The sequence below is a fragment of the Aeromicrobium sp. CTD01-1L150 genome, from assembly GCF_041951745.1.
Taxonomy (GTDB): domain Bacteria; phylum Actinomycetota; class Actinomycetes; order Propionibacteriales; family Nocardioidaceae; genus Aeromicrobium.
The window spans coordinates 1,203,221-1,228,885 of sequence record NZ_CP169555.1 but is presented as its reverse complement, the minus strand read 5'-3'; the positions used below and the strand labels follow the sequence as shown (position 1 = coordinate 1,228,885).

General features: G+C 69.8%; 20 protein-coding genes. 12 read left to right on the top strand and 8 right to left on the bottom strand.

The window, feature by feature from the left end; genetic code table 11:
- Nucleotides 1-34 precede the first annotated feature (34 nt).
- The 8 genes from ACEVFP_RS06020 to ACEVFP_RS05985 all read left to right on the top strand — a co-directional run bounded on the left by ACEVFP_RS06020 (nt 35) and on the right by ACEVFP_RS05985 (nt 10,728).
- Nucleotides 35-856 (top strand): aldo/keto reductase, encoded by an 822-nt coding sequence (locus ACEVFP_RS06020; RefSeq protein ID WP_375002736.1) that lies wholly within the window; start codon nt 35-37, stop codon nt 854-856.
- A gap of 386 nt (nt 857-1,242) precedes the next feature.
- Nucleotides 1,243-2,154, top strand: coding sequence for a methylenetetrahydrofolate reductase (locus ACEVFP_RS06015; protein WP_375002735.1), 912 nt, complete (start codon nt 1,243-1,245; stop codon nt 2,152-2,154).
- Between the two features lie 83 nt (nt 2,155-2,237).
- A complete protein-coding gene (locus tag ACEVFP_RS06010) occupies nt 2,238-3,542 on the top strand; it encodes a glycine cleavage T C-terminal barrel domain-containing protein (protein ID WP_375002734.1) in 1,305 nt (434 codons plus the stop codon).
- A 103-nt stretch (nt 3,543-3,645) separates the two neighbouring features.
- Complete coding sequence (locus ACEVFP_RS06005; protein ID WP_375003773.1) at nt 3,646-5,322, top strand: formate--tetrahydrofolate ligase; 1,677 nt, start codon at nt 3,646-3,648, stop codon at nt 5,320-5,322.
- Between the two features lie 172 nt (nt 5,323-5,494).
- Nucleotides 5,495-6,295 carry an IclR family transcriptional regulator gene (locus tag ACEVFP_RS06000; protein WP_375002733.1) on the top strand — a complete coding sequence of 267 codons (801 nt, stop codon included), beginning with the start codon at nt 5,495-5,497 and terminating at the stop codon, nt 6,293-6,295.
- A 160-nt stretch (nt 6,296-6,455) separates the two neighbouring features.
- The gene (locus ACEVFP_RS05995) at nt 6,456-8,966 is read left to right on the top strand and encodes an FAD-dependent oxidoreductase (protein ID WP_375002732.1); all 2,511 of its coding nucleotides are present in this window, start codon (nt 6,456-6,458) and stop codon (nt 8,964-8,966) included.
- Complete coding sequence (locus tag ACEVFP_RS05990) at nt 8,963-9,736, top strand: electron transfer flavoprotein subunit beta/FixA family protein (protein WP_375002731.1); 774 nt, start codon at nt 8,963-8,965, stop codon at nt 9,734-9,736. Before ACEVFP_RS05995 ends, ACEVFP_RS05990 begins: the two co-directional genes overlap by 4 nt.
- Nucleotides 9,733-10,728, top strand: a complete 996-nt coding sequence (locus ACEVFP_RS05985) for an electron transfer flavoprotein subunit alpha/FixB family protein (RefSeq protein WP_375002730.1) — start codon at nt 9,733-9,735, stop codon at nt 10,726-10,728. The genes ACEVFP_RS05990 and ACEVFP_RS05985 overlap by 4 nt, the downstream gene beginning before the upstream one ends.
- 369 nt (nt 10,729-11,097) lie before the next feature.
- On the opposite strand, the gene meaB is transcribed toward ACEVFP_RS05985, so the two are convergent.
- On the bottom strand, nt 11,098-12,075 hold the full coding sequence (gene meaB / locus ACEVFP_RS05980) for a methylmalonyl Co-A mutase-associated GTPase MeaB (RefSeq protein WP_375002729.1): 978 nt from the start codon (nt 12,073-12,075) through the stop codon (nt 11,098-11,100).
- Between the two features lie 115 nt (nt 12,076-12,190).
- Here meaB and ACEVFP_RS05975 point away from each other — a divergent pair, with 115 nt between their 5' ends.
- The gene (locus tag ACEVFP_RS05975; protein WP_375002728.1) at nt 12,191-12,490 is read left to right on the top strand and encodes a hypothetical protein; all 300 of its coding nucleotides are present in this window, start codon (nt 12,191-12,193) and stop codon (nt 12,488-12,490) included.
- 23 nt (nt 12,491-12,513) lie between these two features.
- On the opposite strand, the gene scpA is transcribed toward ACEVFP_RS05975, so the two are convergent.
- Both scpA and ACEVFP_RS05965 read right to left on the bottom strand, forming a co-directional pair.
- A complete protein-coding gene (gene scpA, locus ACEVFP_RS05970; RefSeq protein WP_375002727.1) occupies nt 12,514-14,697 on the bottom strand; it encodes a methylmalonyl-CoA mutase in 2,184 nt (727 codons plus the stop codon).
- On the bottom strand, nt 14,694-16,565 hold the full coding sequence (locus ACEVFP_RS05965) for a methylmalonyl-CoA mutase family protein (protein WP_375002726.1): 1,872 nt from the start codon (nt 16,563-16,565) through the stop codon (nt 14,694-14,696). Before ACEVFP_RS05965 ends, scpA begins: the two co-directional genes overlap by 4 nt.
- A gap of 130 nt (nt 16,566-16,695) precedes the next feature.
- Between ACEVFP_RS05965 and serC the strand changes: the two genes are divergently transcribed.
- Nucleotides 16,696-17,802, top strand: coding sequence for a phosphoserine transaminase (gene serC, locus ACEVFP_RS05960; RefSeq protein ID WP_375002725.1), 1,107 nt, complete (start codon nt 16,696-16,698; stop codon nt 17,800-17,802).
- A 52-nt stretch (nt 17,803-17,854) separates the two neighbouring features.
- On the opposite strand, the gene ACEVFP_RS05955 is transcribed toward serC, so the two are convergent.
- The 3 genes from ACEVFP_RS05955 to ACEVFP_RS05945 form a co-directional block, all read right to left on the bottom strand.
- Entirely contained in the window at nt 17,855-18,373 is a 519-nt protein-coding gene (locus ACEVFP_RS05955; RefSeq protein WP_375002724.1) for a gamma carbonic anhydrase family protein, read from the bottom strand.
- Between the two features lie 127 nt (nt 18,374-18,500).
- Complete coding sequence (locus ACEVFP_RS05950; protein WP_375002723.1) at nt 18,501-19,976, bottom strand: NCS2 family permease; 1,476 nt, start codon at nt 19,974-19,976, stop codon at nt 18,501-18,503.
- A 57-nt stretch (nt 19,977-20,033) separates the two neighbouring features.
- Nucleotides 20,034-21,059 carry a hypothetical protein gene (locus ACEVFP_RS05945; protein ID WP_375002721.1) on the bottom strand — a complete coding sequence of 342 codons (1,026 nt, stop codon included), beginning with the start codon at nt 21,057-21,059 and terminating at the stop codon, nt 20,034-20,036.
- An 81-nt stretch (nt 21,060-21,140) separates the two neighbouring features.
- Between ACEVFP_RS05945 and ACEVFP_RS05940 the strand changes: the two genes are divergently transcribed.
- Complete coding sequence (locus ACEVFP_RS05940; protein WP_375002719.1) at nt 21,141-21,542, top strand: DUF2530 domain-containing protein; 402 nt, start codon at nt 21,141-21,143, stop codon at nt 21,540-21,542.
- Between the two features lie 6 nt (nt 21,543-21,548).
- Here ACEVFP_RS05940 and ACEVFP_RS05935 read toward each other — a convergent pair whose 3' ends face one another.
- Together ACEVFP_RS05935 and ACEVFP_RS05930 are read right to left on the bottom strand one after the other, a co-directional pair.
- The gene (locus tag ACEVFP_RS05935; protein WP_375002718.1) at nt 21,549-23,099 is read right to left on the bottom strand and encodes an MFS transporter; all 1,551 of its coding nucleotides are present in this window, start codon (nt 23,097-23,099) and stop codon (nt 21,549-21,551) included.
- Between the two features lie 291 nt (nt 23,100-23,390).
- Nucleotides 23,391-24,134, bottom strand: coding sequence for a DUF3027 domain-containing protein (locus tag ACEVFP_RS05930; protein ID WP_375002716.1), 744 nt, complete (start codon nt 24,132-24,134; stop codon nt 23,391-23,393).
- 60 nt (nt 24,135-24,194) lie between these two features.
- Between ACEVFP_RS05930 and ACEVFP_RS05925 the strand changes: the two genes are divergently transcribed.
- Nucleotides 24,195-25,658, top strand: a complete 1,464-nt coding sequence (locus ACEVFP_RS05925; protein ID WP_375002714.1) for an MFS transporter — start codon at nt 24,195-24,197, stop codon at nt 25,656-25,658.
- Nucleotides 25,659-25,665: the final 7 nt, after the last annotated feature.

Sequence of the window (25,665 nt, the reverse complement as noted above, 5' to 3'; positions counted from 1 at the left end):
CAGCCGGGCTGCGCAGGGCACTATTGTCGGGTTCATGACTGTTCAGGACATCCCGCTCAACGACGGCACCACCATCCCGCAGCTCGGTTTCGGCGTGTTCCAGATCGATCCCGCCGAGACCCAGGCTGCGGTCGAGAAGGCGCTCGAGGTGGGCTACCGACATCTCGACACCGCCAAGATCTACCGCAACGAGGGAGGTGTCGGCGCGGCCCTGGCGGCTTCCGGGTTGGACCGGGACGACGTCTTCGTGACCACCAAGCTGTGGAACTCCAACCAGGGCTACGACTCGACGCTCGCCGCCTTCGACGCCAGCATGGACCGGCTCGGACTCGAGGTTCTCGACCTGTACCTCATCCACTGGCCGACGCCGGAGAAGGATCTCTTCGTCGACACGTGGAAGGCCTTCGAGAAGTTGAAGGCCGACGGTCGTGTGCGCTCCATCGGTGTGTCAAACTTCCGCGTCCAGGACCTGCAGCGGCTCCTCGACGAGGGCCTCACGGTGCCGTCGGTCAACCAGATCGAGCTGCACCCCGCCCTCACCCAGGACGCGCTGCGGGCATTCCATGCTGAGCACGACATCGCCACCGAGGCGTGGAGCCCTCTCGCGCAGGGTGCGGTGCTGGATGAGCAGGCGGTCCTGGACGCTGCCGACGCGCACGACGCCACGCCTGGTCAGGTCGTGCTGGCCTGGCACCTGGCTCAGGGGAACATCGTCTTTCCCAAGTCGGTGACGCCCGAGCGCATCGAGTCCAACTTCGGCGCCACCGACGTCTCGCTGAGCGACGACGAGATCGCCGCGATCAGCTCCATCAACCGCGACGAACGCGTCGGCCCGGACCCCTCGACGCTCAACTGAGAACGACCCCGTCGCCCGATATGTGAGCCCCGGCACCCGATCCTGCAAAGGTTGGGTGCCGGGGCTCACACATCGGGCGCGCTACGGGCGGGCCGCAGGACTCCGAGCAGGACATGCTCGATGCGCTCGACCTCATCCTGGACGGCGTCGAGCACCTCCTCTCCGAGCGCGCCGACACCTGATCGACCGGCCGCCCGGCCCGATGTCGCCGAGCGCAGTACCACCGTGGTTTCGGCTCGAGGCCCCGCGTCCCCGTGAGCCATCCGCGAGCGGGTTCAGACACGCCCGGAGAAATCTCGGCCCACCCTCTACCCCCGGGGGCCTCTGACGTCGTACGGTGGCGAGCATCAGATGCGTATCACGAAATGGAATGCACGATGCGCAACATGCAGCAGTTTCTCACCGGACACCGGCTCCGCGCTCCGCGCGCCATGCCCGCGAGCCGTTCGGCCAGGGATGCCCTGACCCGGCTGCTCGCCGATCCCCGCTTCGAGGTCCTTCCGGCCGACGGCGCAGCCGACCTCGTCGCCCAGCACCTTCCCCCGGGCCGCACGGTCACCGTGACGGCCTCCCCCACCCGAGGCCTGGAGGCCACGCTGGTGCTCGCCGAGCAGCTCCAGGCTCTCGGACACCATGCCGTCCCCCACCTCGCTGCCCGCATGGTTGCCGACTCGGCCGAGCTGGCCGAGATCGTGGCACGGCTGAGGTCGGCGGGCGTGGACGGCGTCTTCATCCCCAGCGGCGACGCCGCGCAGGCCGGCGCCTATCCCGACGCCTTCAGCATGCTGCACGCCCTGGACGATCTCGGACGGCCATTCCGGTCCGTCGGCATCACGGCCTACCCGGAGTCGCACCCGACGATTCCGGACGACATGACGATCCAGGCGATGTGGGACAAGCGTGAGCACGCCACGGAGATGGTCAGCAACATGACCTTCGACCCCCAGATCGTCCAGACCTGGCTGACCCGGGTGCGGGGCCGCGGCGTGACACTGCCGCTGTGGCTGGGCCTGCCCGGGCCGGTCAGCACGACACGCCTGCTCGGTGTGGCCTCGCGGATCGGTGTCGGCGACTCCACGCGGTTTCTGGCCAAGCACCCGCGCGCCGTCGCCAGACTGCTGAGGCCCGACGGTTTCTCCAGCGACTCCTTCCTGCGGCACCTCGGCCCGACGCTCGCGCTGGAGACCTCGCGCGTCGTCGGGCTGCACGTCTTCACCTTCAACCAGGTGGCCGAGGCCGAGGCCTGGCGCACCGACCTGATGGACCGCATCCAGCAGAGCCGAGGTCCCGCCCCCTGAACCGCCGCGACCCCGCCGCGTACGAGAACCCCACACCCCCGAGGTCACCCACCAGCCAGACCAGCAACACCAAGGAGCACCCCATGAGCCACAACGTCCCGTCGGTCGACCAGTCCGACCGCCTCGTCCCCGTCAACCTGCGCCAGTCCGGCCGCACCCCCGTCGAGATGCTCATCGACACGCGGGTGCGCAAGTCTCCGTACTGGCACCTGTCCGCGGAGGCCGGCTGCTGGCGCGCGTCCGTCTACAACCGCATGTACCACCCCCGCGGGTACGTCCGCCCCGAGGACGGTGGCGCGATGGTCGAGTACGACTCACTCGTCAACCACGTGACGATGTGGAACGTCGCGGTCGAGCGCCAGATCCAGGTCAAGGGTCCCGACGCCGCGGCGTTCGTCGACTTCGTCATCACCCGTGACGCCACCAAGATCCCGCCGATGCGAGCGCGGTACGTCATCTTGTGCAACGAGTCCGGTGGCATCCTCAACGACCCGGTCCTGCTGCGCATCACCGAGGACGAGTACTGGTTCAGCCTGTCCGACTCCGACCTGATGTTCTGGCTCCAGGGCGTCAACATCGGCCGTCGCTTCGACGTCGACATCAACGAGATCGACGTCGCACCCGTGCAGATCCAGGGGCCCAAGTCCGTCGACCTGATGATCGATCTCTTCGGACCCCAGATCACCGACATCCCGTCCTACGGGCTGTACGCCGGGACGGTCGCCGGGTGCGAGGTCATCGTGTCCCAGACCGGGTTCTCCGGGGAGAAGGGCTATGAGATCTATCTGCGCGACGCCTCCCTGCACGCCGAGACGCTCTGGTCGGCGGTGCTCGAGGCGGGCCGACCGCACCAGCTGGCGGTCATCGCCCCGGCCCACCACCGCCGCATCGCAGCGGGGATCCTCTCCTGGGGCCAGGACATGGACCAGGAGACCCTGCCGTTCCAGGTGAATCTCGGCTACCAGGTGCCACGCAGCAAGACGACCGACTACATCGGAAAGGCGGCGCTGGAGCAGGCCCGTGCCGCCCTCGAGGCGGGCGCACCGCCGTACACGCACACGCTGGTCGGCCTTCGCCTCGGCGGGAGGCCGATCGATGACTACGCCCCGGACTTCTGGCTGGTCTCCAACAACCCGGAGGACGAGCCCGTGGGATACGTGACGTCACCCTGGTACTCCCCCGAGCTCGAGGGCAACATCGCGATGGCGCACGTGCCGATCGCTGACAGCGCCATCGGGACGCCCTTGTGGGTGTACCTGCCCGACGAGTACGCCCACGATCCCGGAGTGCCGGTGCCCGCGCGGGTGGTGGAGATGCCGTTCCGACCGTCGGTCAACCCGAACCAGCGTGAGCTCCTGCGCTCGCGCGGTCTGGACGCCGCCGTATGAGCGCGGCCCCGAGAGGCTACGGAGGGAGAACGCCACGATGACCATCGACACCGCCCGCACCGCACCCGGCACCGGGCCGGAGGACGTGCCACCCGATGCCCCGTTGCCGACTGACGCCACCATCGCCGGATCGGTGACGCCGTGGCCCATCAGCCGGGTCGCCGAGCAGATGCTCGGACTTCCCGAGGAGGCGCTCGTTCCGCACGGCCGCCACGTCGCCAAGATCGACCGGACCTGGCTCCGACGGCTCGAGACCGCACCCCAGGGCCGTCTCGTGCTCGTCACCGGGATCTCCCCGACGCCCGCCGGGGAGGGCAAGACCACCACGACGGTCGGGCTCACCGACGGCCTGCGCCACCTGGGGGTTCGGGCCACCGCGGCCCTGCGGGAGCCGAGCATGGGGCCGGTGTTCGGGATGAAGGGCGGCGCGGCCGGCGGCGGGTGGTCCCAGGTGGTGCCGATGGTCGACATCAACCTGCACTTCACCGGGGACTTCGCGGCGATCGCGGCCGCCAACAACCTGCTCTCCGCTCTCATCGACAACCACGTGCACCAGGGCAACGCCCTGGACATCGATCCGCGCCGGATCTCGTGGAAGCGGGTGCTCGACGTGAACGACCGGGCCCTGCGCGATGTCGTCGTCGGGCTCGGCGGGCCGTCCAACGGCGTTCCCCGCGAGGAGGGCTGGGACATCGTCGTCGCGAGCGAGCTGATGGCGATCTTCTGCCTGGCCACGTCGCTGACGGACCTCAAGGAGCGGATCGGCAGGATCGTCGTGGCCCACACCCGGGACCGTCGGCCGGTCACTGCAGCGGACCTGCAGGCCCACGAGGCGATGACCATCCTGCTCGCCGAGGCGCTCCAGCCGAACCTGGTGCAGACGTTGGAGCACTCCCCCGTCTTCGTCCACGGTGGGCCGTTCGCCAACATCGCGCACGGCTGCAGCTCCGTGCTCGCGACGCGCACGGCGCTGGCGACGTCGGACGTCGTGGTCACCGAGGCCGGGTTCGGGGCGGATCTCGGGGCGGAGAAGTTCATCGACCTCAAGTGCCGGCTCGCGGGGCTGCTGCCGAGCGCAGCCGTCGTCGTGGCCACGGTCCGCGCCTTGAAGTACCACGGTGGCGTGGCGCTGGCCGACCTACAGGCCGAGGACACCGGTGCCGTGCGAGCCGGGGCGGCGAACCTGCGTCGTCACCTGCAGAATCTCCGGGACGTCTTCGGCGTCCCGGCGGTCGTGGCGATCAACAGGTTTCCGCAGGACACCGATGCGGAGATCGCCGTGGTCCGTGAGATCACCGCCGCCGAGGGCGCCGAGGCCGTGGAGGCCACCCATGTTCCTCACGGCGGCGCCGGTGCGACGGATCTTGCTCATGCGGTCCAGCGTCTGCTGTACGAGAGTGAGGACGAGGTGTCCTACTGCTACCCCCAGGACGCGGACATCGTCACCAAGGCCGAGGCGGTCGCCCGGCGCGTCTACCGGGCGTCGGAGGTGACGTGGAGTGCGACGGCGCGCCGCCAGCTGCAGCAGATCTCCGCTGACGGGTACGGCCACCTTCCGGTGTGCTTTGCCAAGACGCCGTACTCCTTCTCCACGAACCCCAGCCGTCTCGGGGCGCCTGAGGACCACGTCGTCGACGTTCGCGAGGTGCGCCTTCGGGCCGGGGCTGGGTTCGTCGTGCTGATCACCGGCGACGTCATGACGATGCCGGGCCTGCCCCGCCAGCCGGCCAGCGCCACGATGACGATCGACGACGACGGACGGGTGAGCGGGCTCTCGTGACCACCCCGGCGGGGGTGCCGGGCCCCGGGCGGCCGACCAGCACCGCGGGGGTGCCGGGCCCCGGGCGGCCGACCAGCACCGCGGGGGTGCCGGGCCTTCCAACACTGGTCACGAGTTGCGCAGTGCGCGAACGAAAACTGTCATACGCAACGGCTGCTGGTAGCGTTCCACCATGACCTCCACCATCAACACCGAAACCAGACAAGGTCGCGACGTGGGCGTCGTGCAGTCGGTCGACCGTGCGATCACGATACTGGAGATCCTCGCCCGAGAGGGAGAGGCCGGCGTGACGTCGGTGGCCGACGAGCTCGGCGTGCACAAGAGCACCGCATTCCGCCTCATCGGGACGCTGGAGGCCCGAGGCGTGGTCGAGCAGACCGACGATCGCGGCAAGTACCAGCTCGGCGTCGGCCTGATCCGGATGGCCGGCACCACGGCCGCGCGGATCGACCTCGTGCAAGCCTCCCGCCCCATCAGCAAGCAGCTGGCGGCCGACACCGGCGAGACGGTCAACATCGCCGTGCTCGTCGACGACTCGGCGCTGTACCTGGACCAGATCGCCGGCGCCGCGACGCTGCAACCTCACAACTGGGTGGGCCGGCGCATCCCCTTGCACGCCACCAGCAACGGCAAGGTGCTCGCTGCGGCCCTCGATCCCGACGAGGTGGACGAGCTGCTCCCGGACCTGCCCCCCTACACCGAGCGCACCATCACCCGTCGGCGCACACTGCACCGCGAGCTGGCCGACGTGCGCCGGAACGGCCATGCGGTGGCCGTTGACGAGCTGGAGGAAGGGATGACAGCCCTGTCCGCCCCGGTGCGCGACGCCCACGGCGAGGTCGCGGCCGCCCTCAGCGTGACCGGATCCAGCTTTCGTCTCGACGCCGAGTCACGCGCCGGTGTCGCGACCCTCCTCGTCGCCGCCGCCGACGAGGTCTCCACGGCGCTCGGGTGGGTAGAGCGAGGCTCCTGAAGCGCCAGCACCTCCCGGCGCGCTGATCGGCACGAGGTTCGTGCGCCGATCCATTGACACGACCCCGGTCCACACCGGAGAGTGGTTCTGTATCGCATGACGCGACAGAATGCGCATCACGCAACAATTGCGGGACGCTTCCCAGTGGTTGGAGGTCGCCATGGCACTGCCAGAGTCAGCCCAGGTCGTCGTGGTGGGAGCCGGCATCGTCGGCAACAGCCTCGTGCACCATCTCGCCCGCCTCGGGTGGCGAGACATCGTGCAGATCGACAAGGGCCCGCTACCCAACCCCGGAGGGTCGACGGGCCACGCGTCCAACTTCATCTTCCCCGTCGACCACTCGCGCGAGATCACGGACCTGACGCTCGACTCGGTCCGTCAGTACACCGAGCTCGGTGTCTTCACGCGATCCGGTGGCTTTGAGATCGCCCGCACCGAGGAGCGCATGGAGGAACTGCGGCGGCGGATGTCCAGCGCCCGCGCCTGGGGCATCGAGGCCGAGCTGGTCACGCCCGAGCAGGTCAAGGAGAAGGTGCCGTTCCTGGAGACCGAGGGCCTGCTCGGCGCCTTCTGGACACCGTCGGTCGGCGTGGTCGACTCGCTGCGCGCAGGGACGCTGATGCGCGAGCGTGCCGTCGAGAGCGGAGCACTCACCGTCTCACCCAACACCGAGGTGCTGGGCATCGACGTCGCCGGCGGAGCAGTCGCCGGAGTGCGCACGGACCGTGGTGACGTCGCCTGCGAGCGGATCGTCGTGGCCTGCGGCGTGTGGAGCCCGCGCATCGCGGCCATGGCGGGCGCGGCGATCCCACTCACTCCCGCCGTCCACCAGATGATCAGCGTCGGTCCCATCCCCCAGCTCGCTGGGACCGACGGCGAGATCACCTTCCCGATCGTGCGCGACATGGACGCGCTCTGCTACGAGCGTCAGCACGGCGCCGACATGGAGGTCGGCTCCTACGCCCACCGGGCGATCCTGCACGAACCGGACGAGATCCCCTCCATCGACCAGGCCAGGCTCAGTCCCACCGAGCTGCCGTTCACCGACGACGACTTCGATCCTCAGCTCGAGACCGCTCTGGAGCTGATGCCCGACGCACTGGGTGCCGACGGGGCCGAGATCCGCTACGCGATCAACGGGCTGCTGTCCCTGACCCCTGACGGGTCGCCGATCCTCGGCGAGACTCCCGAGGTGCGCGGACTGTGGTCGGCCGCCGCGGTCTGGATCAAGGAAGGTCCGGGCGTCGGCCGCGCACTCGCCGAGCAAATGACCCACGGCTGGTCACAGATCGACACGCACCACAGCGACGTGTCGCGCTTCCACCCCCACCAACGCACCCGCGAGCACGTGCGGGCCCGGACGTCGGAGGGCTTCATCAAGACGTACGGCATCGTCCACCCGTTCGAGCAGTGGGAGTCCGAGCGGGACAAGCGCCTGGCACCCATGCACCCGCACCAGCAGGAGCAGAAGGCTCAGTTCTTCGAGGCGGCCGGCTGGGAACGGCCGCACTGGTACGAGTCCAACGAACCTCTGCTGGCCGAGTACGGCGACCGCGTCATGCACCGCGAGCACGAGTGGGACGCGCGCTGGTGGAGCCCGATCATCAACGCCGAGCACCTGGCGATGCGCGAGCGTGCCGGCATCGTCGACCTCTCGGCGTTCGCGATCTTCGACGTCGTCGGCCCCGACGCCCTGGCCGCGGTGCAGCGCACGGTGGTGGCACAGGCCGACGTGGCGGTGGGTCGCGTCGTCTACACGCCGGTCCTGGACGCCCGCGGCGGGTTCGTCTCGGACCTGACCGTCATGCGGCTCGCCGACGACCACTTCCGTGTGGTCACCGGTGGCGCGCACGGCATGGCCGACCTCAAGTGGTTCAGGGACCACGCACGCGGCCTGGCTGCCGCCGTGGTCGACCAGACCACGGCGTACACCACGATCGGGCTGTGGGGTCCCCGCGCCCGCGACATCCTGGGAGCCCTGACCGACGACGACATCAGTCACGAGGGCTTCGGCTTCGGCCGGTGCCGTGGCATCGAGGTCGGTTCGCTCTCCGTGCACGCCTCGCGCATCTCCTACGTCGGCGAGCTCGGCTGGGAGCTGTACGTCTCGATGGAGCAGGGCGCGGCGCTGTGGAAGGCGCTCCACGACGCCGGGGAGCCGCACGGCGCCGTCCCCGTCGGCATCGGCGTGTATGGCACCACCGGACGCCTGGAGAAGAGTTACCGCGCCTTCGGGGCCGAGCTGGACGCCGAGCGCACGATCGTCGAGGCCGGCATGCAGCGCCCACGGGTCAAGGAGGCCGACTTCACCGGTCGGGAGGCCTATCTGGTCCAGCGTGAGCAGGCGCCCGCGCGCGTCATGTGCACGCTGGCCGTCCAGGACCACACCTCATCCTCCGGCGCTCGCCGGTACATGCTCGGTGGCGAGCCGGTACTCACCCGTGACGGCGGCACGTTGACCGACGCGGGCGGCCATCACCCCTACGTCACCACGGCCGGCTCGGCACCGAGTCTCGGGCAGCACCTGTTGATGTCCTACCTCCCGCCGGAGCAGGCGGCGGTCGGTACCGAGCTGGCGGTCTCGTACATGAGCGAGCTGTACCCCGTGACCGTGATCAGCGCCGACGCCACGGCGGCCTTCGACCCCGACAACGAACGGGTGCGCTCATGACCCGGGTGCTCGTGGCCGTCAAGCGGGTCGTCGACGTTGCCGGCGACGTCGTGCTGACCGATGACGAGCAAGGTCTGGACGGGCGGTACGCCGGACACACCATGAGCGACCACGATGCCTGCGCGATCGAGCTGGCGATCCAGGTGGCCGAGTCCGACGGTGGATCCGTGACCGTCGTCAGCGTCGGCCCACCGGAAGCGATGGACCAGATCCGCGCAGCCCTGGCCCTCGGAGCCCACCGCGCGGTCCTGGTCGAGACCGATCCCCTGATGCTCGGACCCGCCGACGTGGCGGCCGAGCTGGCTGCCGTCGTGGCGGACGCGGAGAGCGCCGGGGAGCCGTACGACCTCGTGCTCGCCGGCAACGACGCCGCGGACACCGGCGACTTCCAGGTGCCGATCCGGTTGGCCCATGCGCTGGTGCGTCCCATCGTCACAGGTGCCGCGACGCTCGAGGTGCACGGCAGGACCGTCGTGGCCACGGTCAACGGCCCCGCCGGGACGGACACCTACGAGGTCCCCCTGCCCGCCGTGGCATCGGTGCTGGAGGGCGGCACCTCGCCGCGCTACCCCACGCTGAAGGGTCGGATGGCGGCCAAGAAGGTCGAGGTGGAGGTCCGAGAGCCGGTAAGCGTCGCGCCACGCGGCTCCGGGCGGGTCCGCTGGCAGGTCCCTGCACCTCCGCCCAGCAGCACGGAGCTGCTGGGAGAGGGCCCGCAAGCGGCCCCGGCCGTCGTCGAGACCCTGCGCTCACTGGAGGTCCTGCGATGATCGTGGTGCTGTGCGAGGTCGACGCCGTCTCCGGCGAGGCCGACGAGGTCTCCTTGGAGGCACTCGCTGCCGCCAGGTCCCTGGGCCCCACGGCCGCCCTCGTCGCGGCGGTCGTCGGTCCGGTGCGCGACACGCAGGCTCTGGGGGCAACGCTGGCGGCCCACGGTGCGACGCAGGTCCATCATCTCGGCGGCGACCAGGTCGAGGCCTTCGGTGGCGCCGCCTGGGCGTCGGCACTCGCCGATCTGCGCGTGCATCTGGGTGCCGACGTCGTGCTGGCCGGCGGCACGGCGCGTGGCAACGAGGTGATGGCTCACCTCGCCACCAGCCTCGATGTGCCCATGGCGGCCAACGTGGTCGCTCTGGCGGCCCAGGACACCGCCGGTTCCGGGACCGTCCCCCTGGTGGCGCACCGTCAGGTGGCCGGTGGCTCGGCGGTCGAGGAGATGCGTCTCGGGGAGTCCCCGGCCGTGCTCACGGTGGCCGGGCACGCCTGGCAGCCCGATCCCCTCCCCGACGCTGCAGAGGCGAGCTGGACCGCGTGGGAGCCGAAGGTGTCCGACGCCGACCGGGTGGCCCAGGTGGTGAGGACGAGCGAACCCGAACCCGATGAGTCGCAGGCCCTGACGGCGGCGAAGGTCGTCGTCGGTGCGGGGCGCGGCGCCGGCGGCCCGGACGGCTTCGGCGCGGTGAGCGAGCTGGCCGAGCTGCTGGGTGGCGCCGTGGGGGTGACGCGCGTGGTCACCAGCCTGGGCTGGCGGCCGCACCACGAGCAGGTGGGCCAGACCGGGAGCAGGATCGCGCCCGACGTCTACATCGCCTGCGGCATCAGCGGAGCCATCCAGCACTGGGCAGGGTGCGCGTCCTCACGCACCATCATCGCGATCAACACCGACCCGGAGGCCCCGATGATGACGCGGGCCCACTACGCCGTCGTGGGCGACATGCACGAGGTCGTCCCCGCGATCGTCGACGAGCTCCGCGCCCGCTGACACCAGCAGTCCACGCCCGGCCTGGGGGAGGCACCAGCCCCAGCTCACCACCACCGGCCACACCACCCGGCCCGGGAACGGGTGTGCCGGGCCCGCGGATACCTCCCAGCACGGAGCGCAGCGGGGGGGCCTCCCACGAGCGCAGCGCGTGGGGGCGTACGCGCTGGGGGCGGCGAACGGTACAGACATGCGTCGGGGCCAGCCATCCCCCCGAGATGACCGGCCCCGGCACCACGCACACGGTGGGCCATCCCCCCGAGATGGCCAGCCTCTGTCGTGCGGTGTGACACGAGAATACCCGAAGGACTAGTTCTTTGGAACTAGTCGAACTAGTTCTTCTGGGTTCCCTGCCTGTGCCGTCGAGAGACCTCAGGACCGGGAGTCGTACGCCTGCAGGATGCGATCGGCGGCTGTCGCCGCAGGCATCGCTCCGGCGAGGACGGCCTCGCGCACCTCGGCCCGGACGGCGGCGACCTGCTCGTCGGTCCGCAACCGCTGGTCGAGCTCGTCGCGGACGAGGGCCCAGGTGAACTCCAGCTGCTGGTTGGCGCGCTTCTCGGCCAGACCCCGAGCGCCCATGAACTCACGGTGCCGGATGAGGCGGTTCCAGACGCGATCGATCCCGGTGTGCTCCAGGGCTGACGCGGTGACGACCGGCGGGACCCAGCCGTTGGTCCCGGCATACACCAGGCGCAGGGCCCCTGCCAGCTCCTTGGCGGTGACCTCGGCCTCCTGGGCCCACTCACCGTCGGCCTTGTTGACACAGATGACGTCAGCGATCTCCAGGATGCCCTTCTTGATGCCCTGCAGCTGATCACCCGTGCGGGCGATGGTGAGGAACAGGAACGTGTCGACCATCCCCGCCACCGTGATCTCGGACTGACCGACACCCACGGTCTCCACCAGCACCACGTCGTGCCCGGCCGCCTCCAGCACGGTCATGGCCTGGGACGTCGCCCTGGCCACGCCGCCGAGGGTCCCGGCACTCGGCGAGGGCCGGATGAAGGCCTGGGGGCTGACGGCCAGGGACGACATACGGGTCTTGTCGCCCAGCACCGAGCCACCGGTCCGGACGCTGGAGGGGTCCACGGCCAGGACGCCGACCCGCTTGCCCTGCTCGACCAACCATGCGCCGAGGGCCTCGATGAACGTCGACTTGCCGACCCCCGGCACGCCTGAGATCCCGATGCGCACCGCTCCCCCGGCGCGCGGCGTGAGCTCGGCCAGCAGCTCTCTGGCCTGGGCGCGATGGTCAGCGCGGCTTGACTCCACGAGGGTGATGGCCCGTGAGTACGCAGCGCGCTTGCCCTCCAGGACCTGCCCGGCCAAGGTCTCGACGTCGATCACCTTCCCGAGTCTAGGGCGCCTCCCGTTGTCCACAGGACACCCCGCTCGGGCTGGACGTTGCTTCGCAGGTCTGGAAATACTCGGGCCGGCCGACGACACTGGAGGAGTGATCACCGTGACCGAACCGCAGGTGTGGACCCTCATCGGGGTCTTCGCGGCTGCCCTGTTCGGCATGCTGACGCTCATGTCGACGATGTTCGTGCGTATCGTCCGCACCGAGGTCAGATCCCTGCACACCGAGATCGGCTCCGTCCGCACCGAGCTACACGGTGAGATCGGCTCCCTCCGTCGCGAGATCGACGGGCTCCGTCGCGAGATGCAGACCGAGTTCGGCTCGGTCCGCACCGAGATCCGCCATCTCGACCGCGACCTGCAGACCATCGCACGCAGGGTCTTCGGCGACGACGTCGCCTGAGCCTTCCGAACCTTGGGAGTGGCTCAGGCCTGCGGGATCGACCTCAGCTTCTCGAGCAGGCTGAGCGCGGAGTCGGCGATGACCGTGCCCGGCAGGAAGACCTCCGCCGCACCCATCTCCTTCAGGGTCGGCACGTCGTCGGGCGGGATGACACCGCCCATGACCACCATGATGTCCTCGCCGCCCTGCGCGGCCAGGGCCTCCTTGAGCTCGGGCAGCAGGGTCAGGTGGCCAGCCGCGAGGCTGGAGACACCGATGATGTGGACGTCGGCGTCGATCGCCTGCTGGGCCACCTCGGCGGGCGTGGAGAACAGCGGTCCGACGTCGACGTCGAAGCCCATGTCGGCGAAGGCGGTCACAATCACCTTCTGGCCGCGGTCATGTCCGTCCTGACCCATCTTGGCCACCAGGATGCGGGGGCGACGTCCCTCTGCCTTCTCGAACTCCGCCGTCGCCTCGATGACCTTCTCGATGTTGCCATTCTGTCCGGCTTCGGTCCTGTACACACCCGAGATCGTACGGATCACGGCCTGGTGGCGCCCGTAGACCTTCTCCAGAGCGAGTGAGATCTCTCCGACCGTCGCCTTGGCACGGGCCGCGTCGACGGCCAGTGCGAGCAGGTTGCCGTCGAGTGAGCCGTCTCGTGAGGCCCCCGCCTCGGCGCTGCGGGTGAGGGCCTGCAGGGCCGACTCGACGGCGGCGTCGTCACGCTCGGCACGCAGCCGCTCCAGCTTGGCCACCTGCTGGGAGTACACCGATGCGTTGTCGACCTTGAGCACGTCCAGCGGGTCCTCATCGGCCAGTCGATGGGTGTTGACGCCGATGACCGACTGCACACCGGAGTCGATGCGTGCCTGCGTGCGCGCGGCGGCCTGCTCGACACGCATCTTGGGGATGCCCGCTTCGATGGCCTTGGCCATGCCACCGGCCTTCTCGACCTCCTGGATGTGTGCCCAGGCGCGGTTGGCGAGGTCACGCGTCAGCTTCTCGACGTAGTAGGAACCACCCCACGGGTCGATGACGTCGGTGGTGCCGGACTCCTGTTGCAGCACCAGCTGGGTGTTGCGAGCGATGCGGGCGCTGAAGTCGGTCGGCAGGGCGATGGCCTCATCGAGCGCGTTGGTGTGCAGGCTCTGGGTGTGCCCCTGCGTGGCTGCCATGGCCTCGATGCAGGTGCGCTGGACGTTGTTGAAGACGTCCTGCGCCGTGAGGCTCCAACCCGAGGTCTGGCTGTGGGTCCGTAGGCTCAGGGACTTGGGGTTGGACGGATTGAAGTCCCGCACGAGACGCGCCCAGAGGGCCCGTCCGGCCCGCATCTTGGCGACCTCCATGAAGAAGTTCATGCCGATGGCCCAGAAGAAGCTCAGCCGCGGCGCGAACCGGTCGATGTCGAGCCCGACGTCCAGGCCTGCCCGGATGTACTCCACACCGTCGGCCAGCGTGTAGGCCAGCTCGAGGTCGTTCGTGGCTCCGGCCTCCTGGATGTGGTACCCGGAGATCGAGATGGAGTTGAACCGCGGCATCCGCTCGGCGGTGTAGGCGAAGATGTCGGAGATGATCCGCATCGACGGCGCCGGCGGGTAGATGTAGGTGTTGCGGACCATGAACTCCTTGAGGATGTCGTTCTGGATGGTCCCCGAGAGCTGTTCCGGCTTCACCCCCTGCTCCTCGGCCGCGACGATGTAGAGCGCCAGCACCGGCAGCACGGCACCGTTCATCGTCATGGAGACGCTCATCTCATCCAGCGGGATGCCGTCGAAGAGCTGGCGGGCATCGTAGATGGAGTCGATCGCGACGCCGGCCATGCCGACGTCCCCCTTGACCCGGGGGTGGTCGGAGTCGTAACCGCGGTGGGTTGCGAGGTCGAAGGCCACCGACAGGCCCTTCTGGCCGGCCCGCAGGTTGCGGCGGTAGAAGGCGTTGGACTCCTCGGCGGTGGAGAATCCGGCGTACTGGCGGATGGTCCACGGCTGCGTGGTGTACATGGCCGGGTACGGGCCGCGCAGGTAGGGCGTCAGTCCGGGGTAGGTGTCCAGCCCGTCGAGCCCGGTGAGGTCCTGCGCCGTGTAGAGGTTCTTGATCGCGATGCCCTCGGGCGCGTCCCACGGCTCGGCGCCATCCGTGGCGCCAGCGAAGGCCTCGGCGTCGGGGGTCGGCTGCTCCTCGGGGTCCAGCGGCAGGCCGGCGAAGCTCTCGGGAATGCTCATCGACCGAGCTCCTCTCGGGTACGGCGCAGGAAGGCCAGGGCGTCCAGGCCCGCGGCCGCCCAATCGTCGACGGCACTGGCATCGACGGCGCCTTCTTCGACGGTACCGGGCTTGCCCGCGACGACGACACGCCGCGCACCTGCCTCGCGCAGCGCCGCCACCAGGTCCGTGCCCCATGCGGCGTAGAGCGGATCCGGGCCGGTGAGGCACACCACGGCGGGGGTGTCCGCCTCGCGGTAGGCAGTGACCACGTCCTCCGGGCCCTCGCTGGGTCCGGCGGTGACGGTGTCGATACCGCCGGCGGCGAACAGGTTGGCCGCGAAGGTCGCGCGTGCTGTGTGCTGGGCGATCGTGCCCATCGTGGCCAGGAAGACCGGCTCGGCGGCGGGCTCGTCGCGCATCTGCTCGAACTCCTGTCCGTACCGCAGGACAGGCAGGTGGCGCCCGTACGGGCGGCGTTCGGGAATCTCTTCGTGCAGGTTCGGGAACTCCGAGACGCCGGTGAGCGGACGTGCGCGCCGTGCGATCGCGAGCGCTCGGTCCGAGACCGTGGCCTTCACCCGCTCGTGCAGTGCGGCCAGGCTCGCGTCCAGATCGCCCGCACCGTCCAGATCCGTGAACAGCGCCCAGGCTGCGCGCGCGGTGTCGTCGGTGAGCTTCTCCACGGCATGGGAACCACCAGCCGGGTCGAGGACTCGCGCGACGTGCGACTCGCTGATCAGCAGGCTGCTGGTGTTGCGGGCGATACGCCGGCTGAACGGCTCGGGCAGACCGAGGGGTTCGTCGAACGGCAGCACCGTGACGCTCGTGGCCCCACCGACGCCTGCGGCGAAGGCCGCGATGGTGGTGCGGAGCATGTTGGCGTAGGGGTCGTAGGAGGCCATCATCGGACGTGACGTCACGACGTGCTGGCGCTGCGCCCGCTGCGCCTCGCCGACCCCACTGAGCTCCAGCATCCGGCTCCACAGACGCCGCGCAGCCCGGAGCTTGGCGATCGTGGGGAACTGCTCGTCCGTGGCGGCTAGCCGCACGTCGAGCTGCTCGGCCGCCTGGTCGGGCGTGAAGCCCTCGCGGGTGAGCAGACGCAGGTAGGCGGCGCCGGCCAGCAGGACGTACGCGAGCTCCTGCACGTCGGAGGCACCAGCGTCGTGCACCGCCGTCCCGTCGACGACGATGCCCCGCACTCCACGATCCTGCGCGAGGCGTGCCACCTCCACGGCCACGGAAAGATCGTCGGTCCCGACGGCCCCACCGGTGGCCCGCCGAACGCGGATGCCGATCGGGTCTGCTCCGAAGCTCGTGCCCGGGGCGGCGTCCGTGGCCTTGTCCTGAAGGACCGCGTCGAGCGTCCGGGCAGCGGTCAACGGATCGTCAGGGGCGTCGAGGACGACAGGCGCGAGGTCGAGGAAGACTGGTTCGAGGATGCGAGCCAGCGCGTCGGTGGGCACCGCCCCCTCCCCGACGGAGATCCACAGCGAGTTGACGCCGTTCTCGATGTCGGTGACGACGTGCTGGGCCGTCCGCTCGACGTCGGGGTCGGTGTGCCAGGCCCGGTTGTCCCAGCCGTCGAGCTCACGACCGGCCACCGAGCCGCGGGTGAACGGCGCCTGTCCGGGCAGCCCCGTGTCCGGGAGTCCGGACACCAGGTCCGCGGTGCCGAGCGGTGGGACGTCGATGCCGTCGAGAGTCGCGGTGGACAGGTGTGCCCACACATCGCTGTCGGGATCGTCGTCGCCCAGCTTCTTGGTCTTGCGCAGGACAGCGGCCGTGGCCTTCTCCCACTCCTCGAGCTCGTGGTCGAAGCCTTCAGCCAGGGGGACGGCGACCGTCACGTCCGGGCCAACGCCCGAGCCGGAGTCAGATGCCATGGGGGCATGCTAGGTCCGTGCCGTGACCGGGACCACCCGGTGTGAGAAATATGACTGAACGGGCGCTGTCGGGTGCGCTGCCGACCCGGTCGGGCGTCGCAACGTTCCGGAGGACTGGAAGACTGGAGCCGTGGAGATACCCGCTGACCTGCGTCCCCGCGACGGCCGCTTCGCCTCAGGACCGTCCAAGGTCGACCCCGCTGCCCTGCGGGCGCTCGCCGCGACCGACCGAACCCTCATGGGCACCTCGCACCGCGCGACGCCCGTCAAGAGCCTCGTTGCACGGGTCACGGAGGGCTTGCGGGTGTTCTTCGACGTTCCCGACGGTCACGAGGTGGTCTACGGCGTCGGTGGCTCGCACGCGTTCTTCGACGCCGCGACGTTCGGGCTCGTGGAGCACCGCAGCCAGCACCTCGTGCACGGCGAGTTCACCCGCAAGTTCGCCTCGGCAGTCGCGGCCGCACCGTTCCTGGCCGATCCCGAGATCCTCGAGTCCGATCCGTCGACGCACCCGTCGCACCACGGCACGCCCGGCATCGACGTCTACGCCGCTGCACAGAACGAGACGTCGACGGGCGTCATGGTGCCCGTGCGCCGGGTGGAGGGTGCCGATCCCGGGGCCCTCGTGCTCACCGACGCCACGTCCGGCGCGGGTGGGCTGCCCGTCGACCTCACGCAGACCGATGCCTACTACTTCGCTCCGCAGAAGTCCTTCGCATCCGATGGCGGTCTGTGGATCGCGTTGATGTCCCCGGCAGCGATCGAGCGGACCGAGCGGGTCAAGGCATCGGGGCGCCACGTCCCGGGGTTCCTCGACCTGCCATCGGCGATCAGCAACTCCCGCAAGGACCAGACGTACAACACGCCGTCGATCGCGACGCTGTTCCTGATGGCACACCAGCTGGACGCCTTCAACGCCGACGGCGGACTGACCCATGCCGTCGCGCGGACCACCGACTCCTCACGACGCCTGTACTCCTGGGCGGAGGCGAGCGAGTATGCGCGGCCGTTCGTGGACGCCCCCGCTGAGCGCTCGCTCGTCGTCGGCACGATCGACCTCGAGGGCGTGCCTGCCGAGGACGTCGTCGCGGCGCTGCGCGACAACGGCATCCTCGACGTGGGCGGCTACCGCGGCCTGGGACGCAACCAGCTGCGTGTCGCAATGTACCCGGCCATCGACCCCGACGACGTCGAGGCGCTCACCCGGTGCATCGACTGGGTGGTCGAGCACCTCTGATCCGCGAGTCACTCCGTCACCGCTCGCGAGTCACTCCGTCACCGCCGGTGAGTCACTCCGTCACGAGCCCAGTCCGGTGCAGCTCGCGATGCTCGGTGTAGATCTCTGCGTTCTGGTGCAGCTTGGCGACCTCCGCGTCGCTCAGCTCGCGTCGAACCTTGGCCGGCACACCGGCGACGAGGGACCGCGGCGGCACCTCCATCCCCTCTGTGACGAGCGCGCCCGCGGCAATCAACGTCTCGTCACCGATGACGGCGCCATTCATCACGACCGCCCCCATGCCGACGAGCACGTGGTCACCGATCGTCGCGCCGTGGACGACCGCTCCGTGACCCACGGAGACGCCCTCGCCCAGCGTGACCGGCTTGCCCTTGTCGACGTGGAAGGCACAGTTGTCCTGGACGTTGGAGTCCCGGCCCACCGTGATCGGCTCGTTGTCCGCCCTCAGCACCGCGCCGTACCAGATGCTGGCGCCAGGCTCGATCCTCACGGCTCCGGCGAGGGTCGCGTTCGGTGCGACCCACGCCGCGTCGTCGACCTCGGGTTGCTTGTCTCCCAGTGCAATGCGCATGCGGCTCACGCTAGCGGATGGGCCTGCCCACGATGCCGCCCCGTGACGGAGTGACTCCTCGGCGGCGACGGAGTGACTCGCCGACGGTGACGGAGTGACTCCTCGACGGTGACGGAGTGACTCCGGCTCAGGTGAGCCAGGCGGAGATGGGGTTGATCGCGAAGTACACCACGAACAGGATCGCCACGATCCACATCAGCGGATGGACGGCGCGCATCCGGCCCTTGACCACCTTGAGCAGTGCGAACGCCACGAACCCGGCGCCGATGCCGGCCGCGATGGAGTAGGTGAACGGCATGACCACGATCGTCAGGAACGCCGGGATGGCGATCTCGGCGTCGCTCCAGTCGATCTCCCCGACCTGGGTCATCATCAGGAACCCGACGAGCACCAGCGCCGGGACGGCCGCCTCGCTCGGGATGTGGTTGACGATCGGCGTGAAGACCGTCGCCAGCAGGAACAAGGCGCCGGTGACGATGCTCGCCAGACCGGTGCGTGCCCCGTCACCCACACCCGCGGCGGACTCGACGTAGGAGGTGTTGCTGGAGACCGACGCCGCGCCGCCGGCGGCCGCGGAGATCGAGTCGACGATGAGGATGCGCTGTGCCCCTTCGGGGGTGCCGTCCTCGTCGTTGAGGTCGGCCTCGGCGCCGATCGCGGTCATGGTGCCCATCGTGTCGAAGAAGTCCGCGAGGAGCAGCGAGAAGACCAGCAGCAGGACGGTCACCAGGCCGGCGCGCTCGATCGACCCGAAGAGGTTGAACTCACCGAGCAGCCCGAAGTCCGGCGCGGAGAAGAAGGAGTCCGGCAGGGAGGGGACGTTCAGGTTCCAGCCGGTGGGCTGCGGCTCCCCGTCGACGACGCTCGGCCCGGCCTCCACGAACCTCTCGACGACGATCGCCACGACGGTCGTCACCGCGATGCCGATCAGGATCGCCCCGGGGACCCGGCGCGCGTGCAGTGTGATCATGAGGATCAGGCCGAAGGTGAAGACCAGCACCGGCCAGCCGGCGAGGGTCCCGCCGAGGCCGAGGCCGAGCGGCGGCGAGGCTTCACCCGTCGCACGCACGAAGCCGGCACTCACGAAGCCGATGAGCGCGATGAACAGTCCGATCCCGACGGCGATCGCGGTCTTGAGCTCACGGGGCACCGCGTCGAAGACCGCCTTGCGGAACCCGGTCAGCACCAGGACGAGGATGATGATGCCCTCCAGCACCACCAGGCCCATGGCGTCGGCCCACGTCATCTGGGTGGCCACCGAGAACGCCAGGAAGGCGTTGAGCCCGAGACCGGCGGCGATGGCGAGCGGGAAGTTGGCCACCACGCCCATGAGGATCGACAGCAGTCCGGCCACGAGCGCCGTGGTGGCGGCGATCATGGCGAGGTCGGGCTCGGCGCCCCCACCGAGGAAGTTGCCGTCCACGTCCGGCGCGTACCCGAGGATGATCGGGTTGAGCACGATGATGTAGGCCATCGTCAAGAAGGTGACGACACCTCCGCGCACCTCCCGTGCGATGCTCGATCCCCGCTCGGAGATGCGGAAGTAGCGGTCGACAGCCGAGGTGGGGACACGGGATCCGGGACGGCGAGACGTTTCGGCCATGGCAGGGAGCATGCCAGACGTGGACGCTGCGGCGTCAGCCGACCGACGAGACTCCCGTCAGCGCCGGCGAGCCTTGCGGCGCGGGCGCCGCACCATCCAGGCAGCAACGGCCGCGAGCACACCGAGCGCGACCACGGAGAGCAACGGTGTCAGCCAACGGCGCTGCACCGCGTCGTCGGCCACCGCACCGGGCTGCGTCCCCGCCTCGGCCTCGGCCTCGGCGTCGGCGTCGGCGTCGGTGTCGATGGGCAGGGCCACCCGCCACAGCTGGAACGGCTGACCCTCACTACCGATCACCACCGAGGCTCCGTCCGGATCAACGGCCAGGGACTCGCCCTGCGGCTGCTCGGGGAGCCTGAACGTCACCTCGACGTCTCCCGTAGCGGGGTCCAGCACCTGGGCCTGCCCGTAGTTGCGGACCACAACATGGCGACCATCCGGTGTCCAAGCGGCGTCCGTGGCCAGCGACAGGGTCTGCACGTCCGTGGCCTCGACCTGCGTGACGCCGTCGGTCGAGGGGTCGGCCGGGAGACGCAGGAGCTGACCGGCGAGCACCTGCTTGCTCACCATCACCATCTCCCCTGACGTCGGATCGATCGCGAGGGACTCGACGTCCAACGGTCCGTCGGGGTGGACGAGACGGTGACGCGCAGCCGTCGTCGTGGAGTCGCCACGTCCCGGCTCGTCGAGCGAGTGGAGGGCGACCTCGTCGCGCACTCCGGTGTTGTCCCCCACGTCGGCCACCCACAGGGTGCCGTCGTGCAGTGCGAGCGCCTCGGTGTCGCGCCAGTTGGTCCCGGTGAGGGTGGTCGTGCCCACGACGTCCCCTGTGGACAGCTCGATCGCGAAGACTGCGTCGACGTTGCCGGAGTCGTTGATCGTGTACGCCAGGTCTGGGTCCTGGTGACTGATGGCCAGTCCGCTGGACTCGGTGATCCGGACGTCGTCGACGAGGCCGAGGCGTTCGGCCGGGGGCTCGGGCTCGACGCCCGCCGCCTGCCGGCCGATCGACACGACGAGGACGATGAGGATCAGCACGACGAGCAGACCGGGGATCAGCAGCCGACGTCGACGGGGGTTCATCGGCACCATCCTCCCAGCACGACACCTGTATCGCCCCACGGCACCCGCTCAGATGACGGGAGTCCGGGTAGTCTGAGAGGCGTGAGCCAGGACGACTGGACCGTGCACGACGACGACGGCCCCGAGACCATCGAGCGCAAGCTCGGGCACCGTGAGCGTGCCCGGCTGGAGCGAGCCGCGCGCCGGCACGAGCTCGGCCGACCAGACCTGGAGGAGATCGAGATCGGGCGCACCACCCACAAGGTGGCCGACGTCGAGCCGATGGACGTCGACGGCGTGCGCACCATGACGGTGGGCACCGTGCTCTGGGGTGTCGTGGCCGTCGCGCTGATCCCGTTCCTCGGCACGCTGAGCGAGGGACAGCGCACCTGGTGGATGTGGACCGCCCTGGCCGGGCTCGGTCTGGGACTCATCGGCATCGAGTACTGCAGGCGCCGCCGCAACGCCCTGAGGCACCAGCCGGGACGTCGCCGCGCCGACTGACCAGGCTCAAGCGACGGGGAGCTTGTCCTGCTCGTCCTGAACCGTGGTGCGCAGCGGGATCTCACGGATCAGCAACGACGCCACCACGCTGATGACGGCAACGCCCGCCGCCACGGCGAAGATCGTTCCCGTGGCATCGCCGTAGGCTCCACGCACCACCTCGGCCACGGGCTCCGGCAGGGAGCCGACGTCGAGCATCGAGGTGTCGCCGGTGGACGCACCGAGCGACGACAGCTTGCTGGTCACGTCGTCGCGCACCTGCGCGGCGAGGATCGCCCCGAGCACGGAGACACCGACCGTGCCGCCGAGCGAACGGAAGAACATGACGCTGGAGCTCGCCGCGCCCACCTGTGAGACGCCAACCGTGTTCTGCACGGCGAGCACATAGTTCTGCAGCAGCATGCCCATCCCCAGACCCATGAGGCCCATGAAGACCATGGTGTGCCACTCCGGCGTCGTGTGGTCGACGGTGGCGAGCAGGCCCAGCCCGAGCACGAGCAGGGACGACCCACCCACGAGGAAGGCCTTCCACCGCCCTGTACGGGTGATGAGCTGCCCGGAGACGACTGTCCCGAGCAATGAGCCGACCATCAACGGCATGCCGAGCAGTCCGGCCATCGTGGGGCTGTGACCACCGGCCACCTGGAAGTACTGACCCAGGAAGACCGACCCCCCGAACATCGCGATGCCCACCGCGACGCTGCCGATGATCGCCAAGGCCGTGGTCCGCTCGGTGATGACCTTCATGGGCACCATGGGCTCGCGATGGTTCAGCTCGACGGCGACGGCGAGCGCGCCGAGCACGAGGGTGGCCGCCCAGAACGCACCGCTCTGCCAGGAGATCCAGGGATAGGTGTCGCCCGCGAAGGTCACCCAGAGCAGGGGCAGCGCGGCGGCGGTGCTGATCAGGAGGGCGCCGGCGACGTCGAGGCGCACCCGTCGACGCATGGTGGGCAGGCGGAGGTAGCGCTGCAGCATCACGAGCGCCACGACGGCCAGCGGGACGCACACGAAGAAGCACCAGCGCCAGCCGAGGGAGTCGACGATGACGCCACCGAGCAGCGGACCACTCACGGTGGCCACGGCCATCGTCGCCCCCAGGTAGCCGCTGTACCGACCACGCTGCCGAGGCGCGATGATCGTGCCGATGATCGCCATGGCGGTCGAGGTGAGACCGCCCATGGCCAGACCCTGCACGACGCGCATCGCGATCAGCTGGGGCACGTTCTGGGCGAGGCCCGCCAGCACCGAGCCGACCACGAAGGTGAGCAGCGCGACCTGGATGAGGGCCTTCTTGTCGACCAGGTCGGACAGCTTGCCCCACACGGGCGTCGAGACGGTCATCGCCAGCAGGGACGCGGTGACGACCCACGTGTACTGGGTCTGGGTGCCCTCGAGGTCGGCGATGATCGTGGGCAGTGCGTTCGCGACGATCGTGGTGCTGATGAGCGCGGTGAACATGCCGGCGAGGAGCCCCACCAGCACCTCCAGGATCTCGCGGTGGGTCAGCTCGACGGACCCGCCGCCATCGACGACCTCCTCGACGAAGGAGGTCACGGGTGCCGGTGATCCATTTCGTTGCATAAGGCAACTATATGAGGGTGTTCAAGCCGGGTCGAGCCCTGGCGGACGTGAGCGTCGTCTCCCCAGGGCACCCGACACACCTGACCACCGCGAACATCGTCTCGCTGCGTCACGGCCACGCCCCGTCGCGACGGCTCCATGACCGCTCGCAGAGCTCGCGTCGCACTCGATCACCGAGAAGAGGCTCCGTGACGCTGAACCACCGAGAGCGCTGCGTGGGGATCGATCATTGAGCAGACAGCCTCGGACGCGGCGCCGTACTCCTCAGAGGTCGTCGACGTCGTCGTGCGTGACGGTGTCCAGGACGGGAGGCGGCAGCTCCTGCGGAGCCGCCGAGCGGCTCAGCCGGGCGCCGGAGTGGGCCCCGCAGCCGTGCGTGTACGCGACGACGCGGCCGTCGTCGTTGGCCATGCCGTTGGCGCAGACGCCGAAGCGGTCCGCCAACGGGCCGGTCAGGCTGACCAGGAAACCACAGGAGTGACACCGCCCCGGCGCCTGCTTGGCCAGGGCAACGTCCGGCCCCTGGTCGCCGTCCTGCCAACGCTGCGCGGCCTCGTCGCGTCCCTCGAGCGAGAGCACCCACTCGCGCCCCAGCCCCACCTCGCGGGCGAAGTACCGATCGACGGTGTCGATGTGGTCCCCGGCCGACCAGGCGGGGACGAGCCGGACGTCGTCCTCCTCCGGCGGCAGGACGTCACCGGGGCTGAGGTCGCCGGGCTGGATCCGCTCACGATAGGGCGTCCATGCGGGCGCGACGACGGCCTCCTCCCCCGGCAGCAGCACGACGTCGTTGACCGTGACCCGCTCCTCATCGGGGGCACGTGAGAGGCTCACGGCCCACGTCCAGCCGTGATAGCCGGACTGCCTGCAGTCGAACAAGTGGGTCACGAGCCGTTCACCGTCGGCAACCACCCGCACGTGGTCACCCACCACTGCGGGGTCGGCGACGTCGTCGAGGGCCGCCTTGGCGACATCGACGGCCTCGGCGAGCACGGTGTCGGTGGTCATGCCCCGATTCTCGCCCATGTCCTGCCTGCCCACCTGCCCGGGGTGGGGCAGGATGGGGGCATGGCCGATCTCGACCCGGCGGACGGGCCAGACCGTGAGCCCGACGGCTGGGAGAGGCTCCGTGACGACGCGCCGCACCAACCGGCTCCCGAGGAGTCCACTGAGCAGCGGATGGGGCAACGGACTCGACAGGGGTCGGCGATCTCCCGATCCGCCGACGCCGCTCGGCGTCTCTCCGCGAACACCGGACGCCTCGTGGCGCGCGGAGGCACCGGCGCGTTCTCCGGTGCGCGCCGCTTCACGCACTCCGGCGGGGCCGGTGAGAGCGGGTTGTCAAGACTGCTGGAGCTGCACGCGTTCAACACCGCGGGTGATGCCGCCATCGCAGTCTCCCTGGCCGGCACCTTGTTCTTCACGGTGCCGACGGAGCAGGCAGCCGGACAGGTGGCCCTGTTCCTCGTCCTGACGATGCTGCCGTTCGCGGTCGTCGCACCACTCATCGGACCGTTCCTGGACCGATTCCGCCGAGGCCGGCGATGGGCGATCGGCAGCACGCTGGCGATCCGGGGATTCTGCTGCTGGGTGCTCGCCGGAGCGGTCGCCGAGGAGTCCCCGGCCTTCTACCTCGCCGCCCTCGGCTGCCTGGTGGCCTCCAAGGCCTACGGCGTCACGCGTGCCGCGGCCGTCCCGCGCCTGCTCCCCGAGGAGTTCACCCTCGTCAAGGCCAACTCGCGCATCTCGCTCACGGGTACCGCTGCGGCCGCCATCTCCGCCCCCATCGCCATCGGCGCCGCAGCGATCGGCGCCGAGTGGTCACTGCGGTACGCCTTCATGTTGTTCGTGGTCGGCACCGTCCTGGCCATCCTGCTCCCGTCACGCGTGGACTCCAGCGCCGGCGAGGAGCAGGTCGACCTCGCCGAGATGGGCGGACGCGGCACGGGGATCTCGATCACCCGGCACGTCGTCGACGGCCTGCGCAGCAACGCCGGCCTGCGTCTCATCACCGGCTTCCTGACCATCTTCATGGCCTTCACCCTGCGCGAGCCACCGGACTCCCTCGGATGGGGCGGCAACGCCACCATCCTGATGGGTCTGGTCATCGGTGCTGCCGGCGCCGGCAACACGCTGGGCGTCATCATCGGCAACCTCACCAGGTCACGCAGTCCGCACCGCGTGGTCCTGGCGGTGCTCGTGCTCGACGTGACGGCGCTGGTGGTGGCCGCACTGTTCTTCCGATGGCCCGTGGCAGCACTGCTCGGCCTGACGGTGGGGCTGTGCCAGTCCCTCGGCAAGCTCAGCCTCGACGCACTCATCCAGCGCGATGTGCGCGAGGGGGTCCGCACCAGCATGTTCGCGCGGTCCGAGACGCTGCTGCAGCTTTCCTGGGTGATCGGTGGCCTGATCGGCATCGGGCTCTACTCGGCCGACGTCGACGTGCTGCTGGCGATGATCGCCGTGGCTGCCCTGTTGCTGGCCTGGCTGACCTACGTCATCCGCGACGCCTACCGGACCAGACCCGCCTGAGTTGCGC